Raw genomic sequence first — 17,385 nt, forward strand, 5'->3', positions numbered from 1 at the left:
GACGGCGGCCTACGGCCACTTCGGCCGCGAGGACTCCGACTTCACCTGGGAGCGCACCGACCGCGTCGACGCCCTCCGCGCGGCGGCCGGTCTGTAAACAACCGGCCACAGTCTGACCGAAGGCCCGGACGCCCTTGCGGCGTCCGGGCCCTCGCATGTCCGAGTCCTCTGCTAAGACTTGATCTGTGAGCAGGGACGACGAGCAGCGCAAGGCCCCGGCGGAGGAGCCGCAGGGGGGTGAGCAGCTCGCGCTCATCCGGGACAGCGTGCGCAAGGCCAAGGTGCCGCGGGCCAAGCCGCGGACCTGGCGGGGAGCCGCGCTGGCCACGGAGCGGCCGGTGGCCAAGGTGCTCGTGGACAAGGGCCCGGTGCACCTCGACAAGCTGTGGGACTACGCGGTCCCGGCCGAGATGGACGCCGACGCCCGGCCCGGGGTGCGGGTGCGGGTGCGGTTCGGGGCCGGGACCGGCAAGGTGCGCGAGGGGCGGCGCGAGGGCGGCGGACTGCTCGACGGGTACATCGTCGAGCGGGTCGCCGAGTCCGACTACCGCGGGCCGCTGGCCGCCATCGCCCAGGTCGTCTCGCCCGAGCCGGTGCTCGGGCCGGGGCTGCTCGCGCTGTGCCGCGCCGTCGCCGACCGGTACGCCGGATCGCTCGCCGACGTCCTCCAGCTGGCCATGCCCAAGCGGAACGTCCGCGCCGAGTCCGAGACCTCCCCGCCGCCGCTGCCCCCGCCCGGGCCGCCCGCCCCCGGCAGTTGGGCCCGCTACCCGGCCGGGCCCGGATTCCTGGAGGCGCTCGCGGGCGGCGGCACGCCCCGGGCCGTATGGACCGCGCTGCCCGGACCGCACTGGCCGGACGAGTGGGCCGCCGCGGTCGCCGCCACCCTCTCCTCCGGGCGCGGCGCGCTCGTCGTCGTACCGGACGGGCGCACCGCCGCCCGGGTCGACGCGGCGCTCACCCGGGCGCTCGGCGGCGCGGGGCGCCATGTGCTGCTCACCGCGGACCTCGGGCCCGAGGAGCGCTACCGGCGGTGGCTGGCGGTCAGCCGCGGGTCGGTGCGGGCCGTCGTCGGCACCCGGGCGGCCATGTTCGCGCCGGTCCGCGACCTCGGCCTGGTGGGGATCTGGGACGACGGCGACCAGAGCCACAGCGACGACCACGCCCCGCAGCCGCACGCCCGCGACGTGCTGCTGCTGCGCGCCGTCCACGAGAAGACGGGCTTCCTGCTGGGCGACCTCGGCCGCACCGTGGAAGCCGCCCAGCTGGTGGAGAACGGCTGGGCCCGCCCCCTGGAGGCCGACCGCGAGCAGGTCCGCGCGGCGGCCCCGCTGATCCGCACCGTGGACGAGGGCGAGGTGGCCCGGGACGCCGAGGCCCGCGCCGCCCGGCTGCCCACGCTCGCCTGGCAGACCGTGCGGGAGGCGCTGAACCGCGGCCCGGTGCTGGTGCAGGTGCCGCGCCGGGGGTACGTACCCCGGCTGGCGTGCGAGCGCTGCCGCGAGCCCGCCCGCTGCCGCCGCTGCGCGGGTCCCCTGGAGGCGCGCGACGCGGACCGGCTGGCCTGCGGCTGGTGCGGGCGGGCCGAGACCGCCTGGCACTGCGCCGAGTGCGGGGGCGGACGGCTGCGGGCGAGCATCGTGGGCGCCCGGCGCACCGCGGAGGAGCTGGGCCGCGCCTTTCCCGCCGTCCCGGTCCGCACCTCGGGCCGGGACCACGTCCTGGACACCGTGCCCGACCGCCCGTCGCTCGTCGTCAGCACCCCGGGCGCCGAACCGGTCGCCGAGGGCGGCTACGCGGCCGCCCTGCTGCTCGACGGCTGGGCCCTGCTCGGCCGCCCCGACCTGCGCGCGGGCGAGGACGCGCTGCGCCGCTGGCTGGAAGCGGCCGCGCTGGTCCGGGGGCAGGAGGACGGCGGTCTCGTCGTGGTGACGGCCGAACCGACGCAGCGGCCCGTCCAGGCGCTGGTGCGGTGGGATCCGGCCGGTTACGCGGCCCGCGAACTCGCCGAGCGGTCCCAGCTGGGCTTCCCGCCGGTCTCCCGGATGGCGGCGGTGGCCGGACCCGGGGAGGCGGTGGCCGAGCTGATCGCCTCGGCTCCGCTGCCGGAGGGGACCGAGACCCTGGGCCCGGTGCCGCTGCCCCCCACCCCACCGGGCCGCCCGCGCCGCCCCGGCGACCCGCCGCCCGGAGCGCAGTGGGAGCGCGCCCTGCTGCGGGTGCCCCCGGGCCAGGGCCGTGCCCTGGCCGCGGCCGTCAAGGAGGCCAAGGCGCTCCGACTGGCCCGCGGCGACAAGGACCCGACGGTCCGGGTCGACCCGCTGGACATCGGTTGAGAGGCTGCTCAACCGTTGCGGGGGCCCGGGAACACGCCGGGGCGAGCCTCGGGGAGGGGCGGGGCGGACTGCGGGGGGAGGACGGAACGAGCGGCCGGTACGGACGGGACCGGCGGCACGGCGGCGGGCTCGGCGCCGTGCCCCGCCGGGGCCTCGCCGCCCTCCGCGGTGGTCGTCGCCGAGGCGCGGCGGGAGCCGTAACGGCGGTGCACCGCCTGCTTGGTGACGCCGAGCGCCGAGCCCACCGCGTCCCACGAGAAGCCGAGCGAGCGGTCGAAGTCGACCGCGGCGGTGACCAGGGTCTCGACGCTGTCCCGCAGCTCCTGGGCGAGCCGCACGGTGGGTGCCGGGGCGCGGCCGTAGACGACGAAGCCCGCGGACGGTCCGGTGCGCCGCGGCCGGTAGACGTTGCCGAGCTGGGCGGTGAGGGTGCGCAGCGCGTCCACCTGTCGGCGGACCCGCTCGATGTCCCGGACCAGGAGGTGCAGGCTGGCCCGTGCCTGGGCGTCGTGAGTTGCGTGGTCGGCCATGAACAAGCCTCTCGAACCGGCGGTGAAGGGGGCGGGCGGGAAGGGCGCCGGGCCGCGGGGTGCGGCCCGGCGCGGTCAATCTCTCTTGACCAACGCGGCACCCGCCCGTCGGTCACGGTCCGGGGCGTGCGGGAGTCGGCCCGTACGCCCCCTGGGGTGTCGGACCATAGACTGAGGTCGCGTTTCTGCCGTTCTCCGCCCTGTATGAGAGGTCGTTCGCCACCCATGAGGCTCGTCTTCGCCGGTACCCCCGAGGTCGCCCTGCCCGCGCTGGACGCACTGATCGCGTCCGACCGGCACGAGGTGGTGGCCGTCGTGACCCGTCCCGACGCGCCCGCCGGGCGCGGCCGTCGGCTGGTGGCCAGCCCGGTCGCGGAGCGGGCCGAGGAGGCGGGCATCGAGGTGCTGAAGCCGGGCAAGCCGCGGGACGCGGACTTCCTGGCCCGGCTCGCCGAGATCGCCCCGGACTGCTGCCCGGTGGTGGCGTACGGCGCGCTGCTGCCCAAGGCGGCGCTGGAGGTCCCGGCGCACGGCTGGGTCAATCTGCACTTCTCGCTGCTGCCCGCGTGGCGCGGTGCGGCGCCGGTGCAGCACGCGGTGCTCGCGGGCGACGAGGTGACCGGGGCGTCGACGTTCCAGATCGAGGAGGGGCTGGACTCGGGCCCGGTGTACGGGGTGGTGACCGAGGACGTACGGCCCACCGACACCAGCGGCGATCTGCTGACCCGGCTGGCCTTCGCCGGGGCCGGGCTGCTCGCGGCGACGATGGACGGCATCGAGGACGGTTCGCTGCGGGCGGTGCCGCAGTCCGCGGAGGGCGTCTCGCTCGCCCCGAAGATCAACGTCGAGGACGCCGAGATCGACTGGTCGGCGCCCGCGCTGCGGGTCGACCGGCTGGTGCGGGCGTGCGCCCCGGCGCCGGGCGCGTGGACGACGTTCCGCGGGGAGCGGCTGAAGGTGGTCTCGGCGGCGCCGGTGGCGGACCGTACGGATCTGGCCCCCGGTGCGCTCGCCGCGACCAAGAAGGCGGTGTACGCGGGCACGGGCAGCCATGCCGTGGAGCTGACCTGGGTCCGGCCGCAGGGCAAGAAGCCGATGCCCGCGGCGGACTGGGCCCGTGGCGTGCGGATCGCCGAGGGCGAGCGCCTCGGCGGCTGACGGGCGGCCGAAGGGGGCGGGCGCGGCGCGCCGGGAAGCCGGAGCGTTGACCTCAACCTTGGTTCAAGTTCTACCGTCCTTGATACGTGCCGCCGGTCCGGACCCACCGGCGTAATCACCGTGGCGGCACCCCGAACCCTTCGGAGGTGCGCGATGAGCATGGAAGTCACCGCGTGGCATTCCCTGTACCAGGCCAGCCACGCCAGCGACGACCGGCGGCCCTTCTCCCGCGCGACGTTGCGCCGCATCGGGGCCTTCGCCCGCCCCCACCGCCGCCCGCTGCTGCTGTTCGTCCTGCTGAGCACGGTGGTGGCGGTGACCGCGGTCGCCACCCCGCTGCTCGCGGGCCGGGTGGTGAACGCGATCGACCGCCATGCGCACGAGTCCACGGTCCTCGGTCTTGCCGGGCTGATCGCCGCCATCGCCGTGGCCGAGGCGGCGGGCGGGCTGCTGACCCGGCGGCTGTCCGCGAACATCGGCGAGGGGCTGATCCTCGATCTGCGCACCGCCGTCTTCGACCATGTGCAGCGGATGCCGGTCGCGTTCTTCACCCGCACCCGCACCGGTGCGCTGGTCAGCCGCCTCAACAATGATGTGATCGGCGCGCAGCGGGCGTTCAGCGACACCCTCTCCGGAGTGGTGAGCAACGCGGTGACGCTGCTGCTCACGTTCGTCGTGATGGTCGGCATCTCCTGGCAGATCACCCTGCTCGCGCTGCTGATCCTGCCGATCTTCCTGCTGCCCGCCCGCCGGGTCGGCCGCAGGCTCGCCAGGCTGCGGCGCGAGGCGGCGGCCCACAACGCCGCGATGGGCACCCAGATGACCGAGCGGTTCTCCGCGCCCGGCGCGACGCTGGTGAAGCTCTTCGGCCGCCCTGCCGAGGAGTCCGCCGAATTCGCCGCGCGGGCCCGCCGGGTGCGCGACATCGGCGTCCGTACGGCCATGGTCCAGGTCTCGTTCGTCACCGCGCTGACCCTCGTCTCCGCCCTGGCCCTGGCCCTCGTCTACGGCCTCGGCGGCTACTACGCGCTGCGCGGCAGCCTCAACCCCGGCGCCGTCGTCTCCCTCGCGCTGCTGCTCACCCGGCTGTACGCGCCGCTGACCGCGCTGGCCGGGGCACGGGTCGAGGTGATGAGCGCCCTCGTCAGCTTCGAGCGGGTCTTCGAGGTGCTCGACCTGAAGCCGCTGATCACCGAGAAGCCGGACGCCCGGCAGGTCCCGGACGGGCCGGTGTCGGTGGAGTTCGACCACGTCGACTTCGGCTATCCGTCCGCCGACAAGGTGTCGCTCGCCTCCCTGGAGGAGGTCGCCCACCTGGACACCCGCGGCGGAGTCCAGGTGCTGCACGACGTGTCCTTCCGCGCCGAACCCGGCCAGATGGTCGCCCTGGTGGGATCCTCCGGTGCGGGCAAGTCGACCATCGCGCAACTGCTGCCGCGCCTCTACGACACCGACGCGGGCGCCGTCCGGCTGTCCGGCGTCGACGTCCGCGACCTGACCGCCGCCTCGCTGCGCGAAGCCCTCGGCATGGTCACCCAGGACGGCCACCTCTTCCACGACACGATCCGCGCCAACCTGCTGCTGGCCCGCCCCGGGGCTGCCGAGGAGGAGCTGTGGGAGGTGCTGCGCCGGGCCCGGCTGGACGGGCTGATCGCGTCGCTCGCGGACGGTCTCGACACGGTCGTCGGCGAACGCGGCTACCGCCTCTCCGGCGGCGAGCGCCAGCGGCTGACCATCGCCCGGCTGCTGCTCGCCCGACCCCGGGTGGTGCTCCTCGACGAGGCCACCGCCCATCTGGACTCCACCTCCGAGGCCGCCGTGCAGGAAGCCCTCGCCGAGGCCCTGGACGGGCGGACCGCGGTGGTGATCGCCCACCGGCTGTCCACGGTGCGGGCGGCGGACCTCATCCTCGTCGTGGAGGACGGCCGGATCGTGGAGCGCGGCACCCACGACGCGCTGCTCGCCGCCGAGGGGCGCTACGCGGAGCTGTACCGCACCCAGTTCGAACGGCACCCCCCGGAGGCGGGGATGGCTGGGGAGGCGGCCAAGGCGCTGAGCTGAGCGGCGTAGGCTGGTGTGCTGATCACCCCATACCTTCCGGAGCACATTTCCCGTGAGCCCCCAGCCCGGCCCTCCCCGTCGCAGCCGCCCCGGCAAGCCCTACCGCCGACCGCAGAAGGACCCCGTACGGATCCTCGCCTTCGAGGCGCTGCGGGCCGTCGACGAACGGGACGCGTACGCCAACCTCGTCCTCCCGCCCCTGCTCCGCAAGGCGCGGGAGGACGGCGGCTTCGACGCCCGGGACGCGGCGCTCGCCACCGAGCTGGTCTACGGCACCCTGCGCCTCCAGGGCACCTACGACGCGATCATCGCCGAATGCGTGGACCGTCCGCTGCGCGAGGTGGACCCGCCCGTCCTCGACGTGCTGAGCCTGGGTGCCCATCAGCTGCTGGGCACCCGCATCCCCACCCACGCCGCCGTCTCCGCGAGCGTCGAGCTGGCCCGGGTGGTGCTCGGCGACGGGCGCGCCAAGTTCGTCAACGCGGTGCTGCGCAAGATCGCCGCCGCCGACCTCGACACCTGGCTGGAGCGGGTCGCCCCGCCGTACGACAAGGACCCCGAGGACCATCTCGGCGTCGTGCACGCGCATCCGCGCTGGATCGTCTCGGCCCTGTGGGACGCGCTCGGCGGCGGCCGGGCCGGGATCGAGGACCTGCTGGAGGCCGACAACCAGCGGCCCGAGGTCACCCTCGTCGCCCGCCCCGGCCGCGCCGCCCCCGACGAACTGGTCGACGCCGTCGGCGAGGAGTCCGCGCTGCCGGGCCGCTGGTCCCCGTACGCCGTCCGGCTCGCCGAGGGCGGCGAACCCGGCGCGCTGGACGCGGTCCGCGAGGGGCGTGCCGGGGTGCAGGACGAGGGCAGCCAGCTCGTCGCCCTCGCGCTCGCGGCCGCCCCGCTGGACGGCCCCGACCGGCGCTGGCTGGACGGCTGCGCGGGCCCCGGCGGCAAGGCCGCGCTGCTCGGCGCGCTCGCCGCGGAGCGCGGCGCCGCCCTGCTGGCCGCCGAGAAGCAGCCGCACCGGGCCCGGCTGGTGGAGCGGGCCCTCGCCGGAAACCCCGGCCCCTACCAGGTGATCGCCGCCGATGGCACCCGGCCGCCGTGGCGGCCGGAGAGCTTCGACCGGGTGCTGGTCGACGTGCCGTGCACCGGCCTCGGCGCGCTGCGCCGCCGACCCGAGGCGCGCTGGCGCCGCCGCCCCGAGGATCTGGCCGGGTTCGCCCCGCTCCAGCGCGGCCTGCTGCGCGAGGCGCTGGCCGCCGTACGCATCGGCGGCGTCGTCGGCTACGCGACCTGCTCCCCGCACCCCGCCGAGACCCGCGCCGTGGTCGACGACGTGCTGGGGGAGGCCCGCAAGGGCCAGGGCGCCACGGCGGAGTGGATCGACGCCCGCCCCCTGATGCCCGGAGTCCCCGCCCTCGGCGAGGGCCCCGACGTCCAGCTGTGGCCCCACCTCCACGGCACCGACGCCATGTACCTGGCCCTGCTGCGCCGCACGGCCTGACTTCTGTGAGCCTCGCCGCGGGCTCGGCGCTCGTGGAACGGTCTCGACCACCGGCCCGGGGTGTTTCCCCGGTGTGCGCCGGCGGCCGAGTCGATCAGGCAGGTGTCACCCCGTGGTGCGGTACGCGTCGCCGAGCACGCGGGACCCGGTGGAGCACGAGGGGAACAGTGAGGCGCGGCCGACCGCGATCAGATCGCTGCTGTCGGACGAGCCGGTTTCGCTCGCGCCGCGCTCACCGTTCCGGTAGTAGCCGCACTCGAGCATCAGCCAGCCGTCGAGCGCGATGTCCGCCTCGCCGTTCCACACCCGCACGGTGAGGGTGGCCTGGTAGTCGGCGGGCAGGACCTCTTCTTTGAGCATCCCGAAGCCGGGTTGCTCGAACGTGAAGCGCGGGATCGCCATGTCGATCTCGGGGTAGTTCGAGTCGACATCGAGCGATACCCCGGTCCCGATGACACCACCGCGCCGATCGGAGGTCACACGGAACACCATGCGGTACTCCCTGCCGTCACTCGGGTCGGTGCGGTACTGGGTGTAGTACACCGCGAAGGACGTGGTGCACGGATCCCTGTCCTGCACGCGCTCGCTGACCGGGCGGATCCTGATGTCGGGGATCTTCAGTGTGGGGTTCGTGGCGTAGTTGGTGCCGAGCGCGCGCGCCGTGCCCAGCTGCACCGGGCCGAGCCGGAAGGAGGACAGGGTCAGGGCCGCGCCCTGGTACTGGAACGAGGGGGTGGGGTACACGGTGTTCGTCATGATCATCAGCTCTTTCCGACGACGACGAGACTGCCTACGTCAAATGCCGTGTGGTCGCTGAGCGTGAGACCTTTTTCGCGGTCCCACGTGTGGTAGCGGTAGCCGTACGCGTGCAACGGATGGCTCTTCGGCAGTGCGCGAGCCGCCTTGAACTCGACTTTGAAGCCGGGGCGCAGCGGGAGGTTCTTCTGATCGAACGTGTAGGAGATCGTGGAGTCGAAGCCCGCTTCGACATCGCGGTCGATCGTCAGTCCGATTTCGTCATTGGTGGTGACGGTGACCGGGTCGAGCCGGATGTACTGGCCAGTGGCCAGTCTGGTGCCGCATGAGAAGGAAACTTCGTAGCCCTTGCACTGGGTGACCTTGAGGGTGAAGACCCACTTGGCGGGCTGATCACCGCTCGTGAAGGGCCGGCTGAAGGTGTGCACGCCGGTGGTGTCGGGAACCACGTCGATGTTGTGATGGGCGTAGTTCGGGTGATCTTTGAGGAAGGCCACCAGCTTGTCGACCTCCGTGATCCTCCCAGGGTTGTCCGGGCAGGAATGCTTCGCGGTCGACAGCCAGGTGACCAGGCAGCGGTGGCCGGAGGTCTCGGGAACCACTTCGAACGGGTCCTGGGTGACGCCGATCGTGCCGGGCTCGATCTCCTCCAGAACGCAGTGATCACTGCCGGTCGAGGTGTTGATCGGCGTCCAGTCGGAGCCGCCCGGCCACAGGACGACCGCAGGATCGCACATCACCAGTCTGGCTCTTCCGGTGGCGCTTTCCATCTTCGAGGAGTTCCTGGCCCGGACGTAGACGTAGTTCGGCTTGTGCTCCAGGAATGCCTCCTGGTAATACCGCTTGTAGCTGTCCTCGGTGGCGTAGTCCTGCCAGGGTTTGGGTGAGGTCCCCACCGGGATGATGTCGGGCGAGCCGAGCGCACCGGCTCGCTGAGCCGGGCCGGTCTCGTCCAACGAGGTCCGGACGTACAGGTCGTTCCAGTCGGTGGCTGCCATGACTTCTCCTTGTGGAGGTGAGTTGGCCGGTGGATCGGGCGTGTGCGCGGCACCCGCCCGGCCGGCGGGACGTACGGGGCTCGATGAGGCGCATGGGGGGGCGGGACAGTGGGTCTGCCGCACCAGCGTCTCGGTGGCTAGCTTCGGAGGCCGGCCGCCCGCACCGCGTAGGTGGCGATCATGTAGCGCAGCAGGTCCTCCCGGAAGGCACGCAGGATGGTGCCGGCCGGCAGCCGGTAGTCGCCCGCGTCGGCGAGGAACTGCTGCCACCACGGGAGGAGGGCGGCCAGTGGTCCGGGCCGCTCGGCCGTGCCGATCACGGCGCTGATTCCCGCGCCGATCTCCAGTGGGCTGGGATCGGGCTTGCCGACCGCCTGCTCGACCAGTGCGGTCAGGAGCGCGTTGTCCTCGGCATTGGCCGGGGGATCGATGGGGGGGACCGGAGTCTGATCGGGGACCGGCTGGAACCGCGGGGGGATGCGGCTGACGTGGGTGACCCGGTACAGCACGCGCCATGCGCCGTTGGCGGCGGCCGTGGCCTCGCGCAGTGCCACCGCGGCCGGGTCCCGGCTCCCCCTGTACCACGCGGGATCGATCACGCGATCGCGCAGTTCGTCGAAGTTGTCGGTGGTCGGCGCCAGGTAGAAGGCGAGATACCGGTAGCCGTCCACCTTGCCCTCGGCCGGCTGGGACGAGAAGGTGATCTGGTCGCCGTCGATCTGCGGGGCGCTGAGGAAGCCGTCGGGCTCGGCGGTGGCGCTCAGGCTGAACGCCGCCGATGTCTCCTTGCTGCGCACCACGTTGACCTCGGTGGCCCAGCTGTAGAGGTAGTCGAAATCGAGGTAGAACCCCCAGACGGGGAACGACATCTCGATGTCGAAGACGGCCCCCGCTTTCCCGGTGCGTGAGGACAGCGCGCCGTAGGACTCGGTGTAGACGTTCATCGTCGACATCTGCTCGGCGTAGCTGCCCCCGGCGGCCGTCCAGACGTAGGTGTTGACCAGGTTGCGCTTGGCGAGGTGGGCGGCCCAGTCATAGGCGGCGTTCGCGCGCTGGGCCGCGCGGTAATCTCTCCAGTCGCCGCTGCCGCGCAGGCGCTGCGCGTAGTCGTGGACGTCGAACTGCTGGTAGTAGGCGCTCAGCCGGGCCTGCTCGCGCTCGATGCGCTGTTTGAGGGTGATTGCCTCAAGTGGTTTGAAGTAGCTGCCCTGCCCGGCGTCGGCGTGGGGAAACGCCGGATCATTCCTCAGGCCGACTTTGCCGTCGAGCGTTCCGTTCTTCACATACGCCGGGTCGATGGGGAAGGTGAGGATGTTGATGTCCTCGGGGATGTCCGGGTTCGGACTGGTGGTGACGTTCACCGTCGAGCGCGTGGTGGTGAGGATGGCGGCGTAGACGTCGACGGTGAGCGATTTGACCAGCGCCATACCGGTGTTGGCGGGGATGAACCGGCGCCCGACCGTGGGGTTGAGCCACTTGTCGGGCTGGTCGCCGGGCTCCCAGGCGCCCCCGGGTCTGAGGGTGGACGGCATGGTCACCGTGGTGCCGCTGGAGCGGCCCACGCCTTCACTGTCCTGGTCGACGAAGTCGAAGCCGCCTTGGCCGCCGATGTGGCCCTCGAACTTGAAAATGGGGGACTCCACCTCGGCGCCGAGCCCGACCGATGCGTTGTACGCGCCGTTGGCGTATGCGCCGGCCTTCCCGGTGAACGCATGGGTGCTGGAGGTGTCGCGGGTCGAGTCGTAGACGTAACTGACCTCATCGGCCTCCTCGAATGTCACCGAGGTGGTACCGACGTAACCGTTGAGGTCGCTGCCGCCGTTCTTCCACAACGGCATGGTCTGGTTCTCGCTCGGGATCGGAGGCCCGCCCTCGATGAAGCCGATCAGGCTGGGTTCGGACTGGGCCCGGCCCAGGTAGACCGTGTCGAGGTCGCCCACCTTGTAGCCGGTGACGAGTTGCAGCGCGCCCTCGTCGACCGAGACGTAGGCGCGTTTCATGACGCTGAACAGTGTGCCGTAGGCGTCGCGTTGCAGATCCGCGTACTCGATCACGGACGGGGTCTCGGTGGTGGTGTCATGGCTCGGGGAGGGGACTCCGCCGAGGATGTTCATCACCCCGTCGGCCTCATTGCCCAGGGGCGCGGTGGACTCGGACCACACCGGTGTGGTGGTGCCGGTGAGCCGTCCGGTGTTGCCACGCCCCGTGGCATCCTCGACCACCGGGCCCGAGCCGTTGTCGAAGGTCCACAGCCCCACCAGGTGGCTTTCGTCGCCCGCCAGTTCGCGGTTCATCGAGTCGGCGATCTGCTCGCCGGTGAGCTGGGTGTCCCAGACGCGCACCGAGTCGAGTTGGCCGTGGAAGCCGACCGAGGCTTCGCCCGTCATCTGTCCGAAGGCGAACTGATCGCCTGCCGGGTAGCCGCCGACCGAGGCGGGCCCGTCCGCCCAGGTCGGGGCCGCGGCCCGGCCGTTGACGTAGAAGGTGTTCACCGACGTCGGCTGGTAGCCGACGCGCAGATCGCTACGATTGAGCCGGGCGTCGTTGTTGCCCTGGACGTCGAAGGCGATCCGGCCGGCGCGTTCGTTGAAACGCCACCAGGACACCAGGCCGTCGTGGTTCGACGGCGCGTGCCGGGACGTGTGGGTGTCGGCGATCTCGGTGGCGCTCAGGACGCGCGTCCACAGCCGGGTGTCGGACAGGAAGCCGGTCAGGTGGCGCGACCCCCCGTGGGACGAGCTGCGTCCGAGGTTGAGATCGGCGGGTGACGAGACCCGCTCCACGATGTCGGTGTACTGGGGGTATGTTCCCTCCGTCGTCCGGTTCGAGGCGACGAGCTCGCCGTCCACCCAGAGGGCCAGGTGGACCTCGTACCGGGGCTCGGCGGGGCCTTGGCTCCCGGTGGACGCGGCGGGTGTGACCGTCACCATGTCGTAGGTGGCGGCGAGGTGGTGGGCGGCTCCCGCGGTGAGCTGTTCGGTCCCGCACACCTCCATGATCCGCGCCGTGCCACCGATCTTCACGTTCACCGCGAACCGTGGCGAGCCCTCGTGGGTGGTGGTGAGTTCATAGTCGTCGCCCTTCCCCAGGATGGTCACCGGCTGCGGCGGGGCCGTGGAGGGGGCGGGCTCGACCCATGTTTCGAGGGAGAACTTGTCGCTGAGGTCGGTGGTCGCATCGTGCCCGCACTCGACGTAGTCGGCCCCCGCCAGTGCCAGTGCTGAGCCGGCTTGGCGGACCATCGCCAGGTGCGACCAGCCGTGGATGATCGGTTCGCCCGCCAGGACGGCGATGGTGTTCCCGTGGCCCAGGACCGGGCGCGTGTACAGTCCGTATTTCTCCCAGGTCGCGCTCGGTTTGATGGCGCCGTTGAAGCCCGGCCCGGTGGCGGCGCTGTTCCGGGCGCTGTCGCCTTTGCCCTCAAGGAGCATCCACTTCCACATCAGGTCCGCGGCGTTGTCGGGGATCCGCTGTTCGTGGTAATGGCCGATCTCCATCTTGGTGAGCGGGCGGGCGAAGAACGCGGCTTCGTTGACCCGCATGAGCAGCGTGGGACGGGTGCCGGGATCGATCGCTCCGATCACCATGGTGACCAGATCGAGCTTGTCACGCACGGTGCAGGTCCATTTCTGACGGGCGACCAGGAGCCCGTTCAGGTAGAGGCCGGCCGTGAAGACATAGCTGTGTGTCCCGGCTTGCGGGGACGATGTCTCCTCCACCGACCATGGCAGCGCCACCTGGTACCACTCGTCGGCGGTCACCTTCTGTGCCGAGATCATGGGGGCCGCCTGGCCGTCGAGAGTGAACTCGGCACGGACGTGCTGATCGCCGTCGACCGAGATGGACACCACCGGCGTGGCCATGCCGAGCATCGACAACGACCCGATGGTGCCGGGCCTGACCACACCGTCGGTCGCGATCGGGCTGAACCACGTGGAGAACGTGCCTCGGGTGGTGGTGTAGCCCTTGCGGAGGGTGGTGCCGCTGTTCGTCCTCAGGCTGGGGCAGTCCCGGAGTCCGGCGAGGTAGCGCACCCGATCGCCGCCCTCGGCGGCGGTCGGAGTGCGGGCGAAGGTGAGCAGCCGCTGATGGGGCCGGAAGATGTCCATCGTCGAGCGCTGCGGCCGGCACCACAGCTCAAGGCTGAGATCGCCCTGGAGGGTGAGAGCGCTGATGTTGGGGGCGGAGGCCTCATCGGTGGGGAAGCTGACGTAGCCGTCCCAATTGAACGACAGGGTCCGTTGGTCGGGGCGGTTGCGCCAACCGCCGTTGATGCCTTGGCGGACGAGGACGGCGGTGCCGTCGGTGAAGCCGGTCGTGTTGCCGACGAGACCCACCGAACCCTGGTCCGGCAGCGCTGCCAGGTGGGTCCGGAGCAGCTCCGAACCACCGGTGATCGGCTTCTCCTCGCCGTCGAGGATCGCGTGGGCGCTCTGGAACGCCCGTGCCTCGACGGTGCCGGGGGCGGACAGCCTGTCGGCGGCGGACACCGGAGCGGTGACGATCGCCTCGACCAGGCTTCCGTGAACGCGGAGGTCGGCGTCGGGCGGAAGCCGTCCGCTCTCCGAGGTGAGGGTGATGTCGTCGACCGCGGCGGGGCTGCCGTTGGTGATGACGATCAGGGCGTCACCGACCGCACGGTGATCACCGCTGGCGAGCGCGGCGTAGTCGTAGTCGCCGTTGGTGCCCTCGATCGTGGCCGCGAACAGGTCCTGGCGGCGCGGCACACGGGTCCAGATCGCGGTGTGGGCGGCGCCGGACTCGGTCAAGGAGAGCTCGACGGTGCACAGGTCGGTGTTGATGTCGTCGCGCACGATGATGTGCTCGACCGATTCCACGGTCGGCCGGGTGAAGAGGGCGACGGTGTTGGCCCCTGTCGTGCCGGACCCGGCGGTGATGCTGTAGGTGCGGACGTTGGAGGCGGTGCTGGAGGCGTACGCGTACGTGGTGGACGCGCCCCTGAGGACGCGCAGCGCCTCTTGGACGTGCGTCGGCACTTCGCGCCAGACGTGCTCCAGTGATACGCCCGGCCACCGCGGCACCATGTGGGTGAAGGTCAGGTCGAGCAGGTCGTCGGAGGCGCTGGTGGCGACGACGGACGCCAGCGGCAGGCGCTCCACGTGGCGGGTGACGAAGCCGGCCAGCGCGGCGTTCGCGGTATCGATGAGCGGGACGTACGCGGCGGTACGGGTTCCGGACGCGTCGTAGTACGTGGCGGCACCGGTGGCCGACCGCGGGTCGCTGGGGTCGCGGACCGCTTCGCCGTTGAGCGCGAGCGCGAACGGCACCAGACTGCGCGGCACGCCGCGCCAGGTCTCGGTCCGGCCCGAGGGCGAGGTCAGCGTCACGTCGCAGAAGGCTTCCCGGGGTCCACCTGCCGGATCGCCGATCGTGATCGCGGCACTGTTCATGAACGCGCCGGCCTGTGCTGCGACGAACTGCACCGGTCCGGTCCGGGAGGCGTCGGCGGCCGCCTTCCACGTGGCTTCGAAGACCGCGCGGGCGGCCTCCACATCCAGTTGCATCACGCTGAGGCGGTCGTCGCGGCCTTGGAAGTAGCAGCGCAGCAGGCCGTCGGTCCCGGCCAGAAGGGCCGGCGAGGACGCCAGATCGCCGAAGGTGTCCAGATGCTCGAAGTGGCTCGCGACGACCGACAGCCCGCGCTCGTCGAAAGACAGCGCTCCGCCGTTTCCGGTGGCGTCGGGGCTGGTCGACGGCACGAGGCGGGCACCGAACACCTTGCCGTACGTGCTCGGGTCATCCGGGTGCGCGCTGTTGGGCGTGAGGGGCGGATCGAGGGGCGTCTCATGGGCGTCGGCGTAGACGACCGTGTCCAGGGACCAGACGCCGACCAGGTGGTCCGCGTGGAAGCCTGCGGCATCGTAGATCGCGACCGAGTCGAGCGCTCCGACGAAGCCCTCCTTGGGCGCGCTGAGCCTCGTGATCGGGGCGCCGCCGGGTGTGGTCCCGGTGCTGCCGGATTCCTCATACGGGAGATCGTTGTCGTTCACGCGGATGACGAAGCGGGCGCCGGCCTCGCGATGAGGGTCGAAATCAACCCGGACATGGCTCCATGCCTCGCGCCGCACGGCCAACGTGCCCGTGCGCGCGGTGAGCCGGTGGCCGGCGGAGTCGGTGAAGGCGATCTCCAGGCTGGTGCCGTTCACCAGTGACAGGCGCGGTGCGGCGGGATCGTCGGGATTGCCCAGCACGAGCTGCCGTTCGGCGGCCGACCGTGGATAGAGCCACAGCTCGAAGCCGAATCCCCCGGTGACCTCGACATCGGGCAGGGCGACGTACGCGCTGGCGTCGAAGTCCAGCGTGTACGGGGCGACGCCGACCGGTTCGGTGGCCAGCGCCTCCGCCGGCCGCGCGATCGTCCCGTCGGCAGCCGCGCCGAAGTCGACCGTCGCAAGCGTCGCCTTTGCGTTGGGGGGCTGCGCGCGCAGCGCCAGCATGAGCCGGCCGGCGCGCTTGATCAGGAACGAATCGCTGTCGCCGGAGCGCACTCGCTCCTGCTTCAGGTAGTACGCGAGCGCGGGGCGTCCCGAGAGTCGCAGTGGTTCGTGGTCCGGTGTTTGGAGCGTGAACGAGAAGTCGGCGGCGAGACGACCGTCGACCAGCGCCTTCGGGTCGAGCACGAAGTGCCCCGCGGCGTCCAGCGGGAGTTCGTAGACGTCGACCCGATCGGTTTCGCGGGCAACCATGATCGTGCAAGTGAGCGAGGCGCCGTCGCCGTGCGGCAACAGGGCGGCGTCGAAGCGGCCGTCGGTGATGCCCGGGACGGGCACCTCATAGGCGGGTTCGACGAAAGGCTCCCGCTCGGGGTCCAGGAAGCTTTGGACATCCGTGTCGTCGTACGGGATGTCCGGTTTGCCGCTGCGCTGGAACCGTACCTCCCAGGCCGGTGACAGGACGTATGCGGCCTCCTGCGGGTTGTCGGGCGACGCCTGACGCACGAGGCGGAAGCGGTTCACCAACAGCGTCCCGCCGACTGTCTGCCTCAGGAGGTACACGTATTCCTGACTGCTGACGACACGGAAGGGGACACTGGCATCGGCTGCCTTCGCCAGGCGGTCATGAGCGCCGTACTGCGACGGGACGTTGATGAGCTGCATCCCGGCCGGGCGCACTTCGTTCGGCATCTCAAGGCGCCGCCATCCGTCCCAGTCTACGGCGTCGCTGGATGAATTGATGTCCAGCGAGAGGACGTTGTAGTAGAGGTCATCGGCAGCCGAAGGGGTGCCCTGCCGGCCGGTGGAACGCGAATCGGATCGCGCGAACGCGATGACCATTCCTTGAAAGCTCGTTGTCGCGACCTGACGAAAACTCATACCTTCTCCCACGAGAAAAGAGCAGGTTGCCGCGGCCGAAGCCACGTCAGGGTCTGTTTGTGCGGACAGCTGTCAGCCTATTCGCTGCCGGAGCCAAGAGCGCGCCAGTCAAGAATAAGAGCGATCCGCGCGTGTGTCGGTTCCTCCGCTGTTCGCAGATTGTGGCGTGGGGTGCGGGCCCGATTTTTTTGTGTTGCTTGCTTTTATTTTTCGGGGCGCTCATGCCCCAGGCTTGGAACAGTCGTGCCGAGGCCCGGTCGACGGGTCGGGCCGGGGTGAACTCGTCCCGCCCATGCGCGCACGCCTGCTCCAGGGAGAGGAGCAGGCGTGCGACGTGACTCATGCGTGTCACTGAACCCCCGTGTGCGCGGCGGATGCCACGTCAGGCCCTCACCGCCGGGCGAGCGGGCATGTCACGTGTCCCGCGGCGGTTCCTCGGATCAGTCCCTGGCCTCCCTTCGTGCGGAGCTGTCGCAAGAGTCGTTCAGGACCGAAAGCGAAGCCTCGACAGAATGCCGCCCCGATGTCCTTCGGACTCAACTGTGTCCACTTTGAAAAGATGTCCTGCGCCGGGTAAACGCCCGATCGGATGACGCAAGTCGAAAGTTGGAACACCGCACGCCTGCGTTGACCAAATAACAGTAGGTCGATCAAGGCGGCGCGCTGCGACGACGCTTGGTTCAGCAAGGCGGGTAACCAGGTGCTGCGGCC

The 17,385-nt window shown here is 71.4% G+C and carries 8 protein-coding genes; 4 read left to right on the forward strand and 4 right to left on the reverse strand.

Annotated features, from left to right (window positions below; all coding sequences use genetic code 11):
* The first annotated feature begins 185 nt into the window (after positions 1–185).
* Complete coding sequence (locus LCH29_RS36250; RefSeq protein ID WP_446465933.1) at positions 186–2,336, forward strand: primosomal protein N'; 2,151 nt, start codon at positions 186–188, stop codon at positions 2,334–2,336.
* Between the two features lie 8 nt (positions 2,337–2,344).
* On the opposite strand, the gene LCH29_RS36255 is transcribed toward LCH29_RS36250, so the two are convergent.
* A complete protein-coding gene (locus LCH29_RS36255) occupies positions 2,345–2,866 on the reverse strand; it encodes a hypothetical protein (protein ID WP_446465934.1) in 522 nt (173 codons plus the stop codon).
* 225 nt (positions 2,867–3,091) lie between these two features.
* Here LCH29_RS36255 and fmt point away from each other — a divergent pair, with 225 nt between their 5' ends.
* The 3 genes from fmt (at position 3,092) to LCH29_RS36270 (ending at position 7,586) form a co-directional block, all read left to right on the forward strand.
* Positions 3,092–4,024, forward strand: coding sequence for a methionyl-tRNA formyltransferase (fmt, locus tag LCH29_RS36260; RefSeq protein WP_446465935.1), 933 nt, complete (start codon positions 3,092–3,094; stop codon positions 4,022–4,024).
* Positions 4,025–4,177: 153 nt separating this feature from the next.
* Entirely contained in the window at positions 4,178–6,085 is a 1,908-nt protein-coding gene (locus LCH29_RS36265; protein ID WP_446465936.1) for an ABC transporter ATP-binding protein, read from the forward strand.
* A gap of 52 nt (positions 6,086–6,137) precedes the next feature.
* Complete coding sequence (locus tag LCH29_RS36270) at positions 6,138–7,586, forward strand: RsmB/NOP family class I SAM-dependent RNA methyltransferase (protein ID WP_446465937.1); 1,449 nt, start codon at positions 6,138–6,140, stop codon at positions 7,584–7,586.
* A 105-nt stretch (positions 7,587–7,691) separates the two neighbouring features.
* On the opposite strand, the gene LCH29_RS36275 is transcribed toward LCH29_RS36270, so the two are convergent.
* From LCH29_RS36275 to LCH29_RS36285, 3 genes are all read right to left on the reverse strand, one after another.
* The gene (locus LCH29_RS36275) at positions 7,692–8,342 is read right to left on the reverse strand and encodes a hypothetical protein (protein ID WP_446465938.1); all 651 of its coding nucleotides are present in this window, start codon (positions 8,340–8,342) and stop codon (positions 7,692–7,694) included.
* Positions 8,343–8,347: 5 nt separating this feature from the next.
* Positions 8,348–9,340, reverse strand: coding sequence for a hypothetical protein (locus LCH29_RS36280; RefSeq protein ID WP_446465939.1), 993 nt, complete (start codon positions 9,338–9,340; stop codon positions 8,348–8,350).
* Between the two features lie 137 nt (positions 9,341–9,477).
* The gene (locus tag LCH29_RS36285; RefSeq protein WP_446465940.1) at positions 9,478–16,635 is read right to left on the reverse strand and encodes a LamG-like jellyroll fold domain-containing protein; all 7,158 of its coding nucleotides are present in this window, start codon (positions 16,633–16,635) and stop codon (positions 9,478–9,480) included.
* Positions 16,636–17,385: the final 750 nt, after the last annotated feature.

The organism is Streptomyces sp. BRA346 (genome assembly GCF_052851135.1).

What these genes read in the sequence shown, in the direction of transcription:
- LCH29_RS36255 (WP_446465934.1), bottom strand. Translation starts at nt 2,866, where the DNA reads ATGGCCGACCACGCAACTCACGACGCCCAGGCACGGGCCAGCCTGCAC.
- fmt (WP_446465935.1), top strand. Translation starts at nt 3,092, where the DNA reads ATGAGGCTCGTCTTCGCCGGTACCCCCGAGGTCGCCCTGCCCGCGCTG.
- LCH29_RS36265 (WP_446465936.1), top strand. Translation starts at nt 4,178, where the DNA reads ATGAGCATGGAAGTCACCGCGTGGCATTCCCTGTACCAGGCCAGCCAC.
- LCH29_RS36275 (WP_446465938.1), bottom strand. Translation starts at nt 8,342, where the DNA reads ATGACGAACACCGTGTACCCCACCCCCTCGTTCCAGTACCAGGGCGCG.
- LCH29_RS36280 (WP_446465939.1), bottom strand. Translation starts at nt 9,340, where the DNA reads ATGGCAGCCACCGACTGGAACGACCTGTACGTCCGGACCTCGTTGGAC.
- LCH29_RS36285 (WP_446465940.1), bottom strand. Translation starts at nt 16,635, where the DNA reads ATGGTCATCGCGTTCGCGCGATCCGATTCGCGTTCCACCGGCCGGCAG.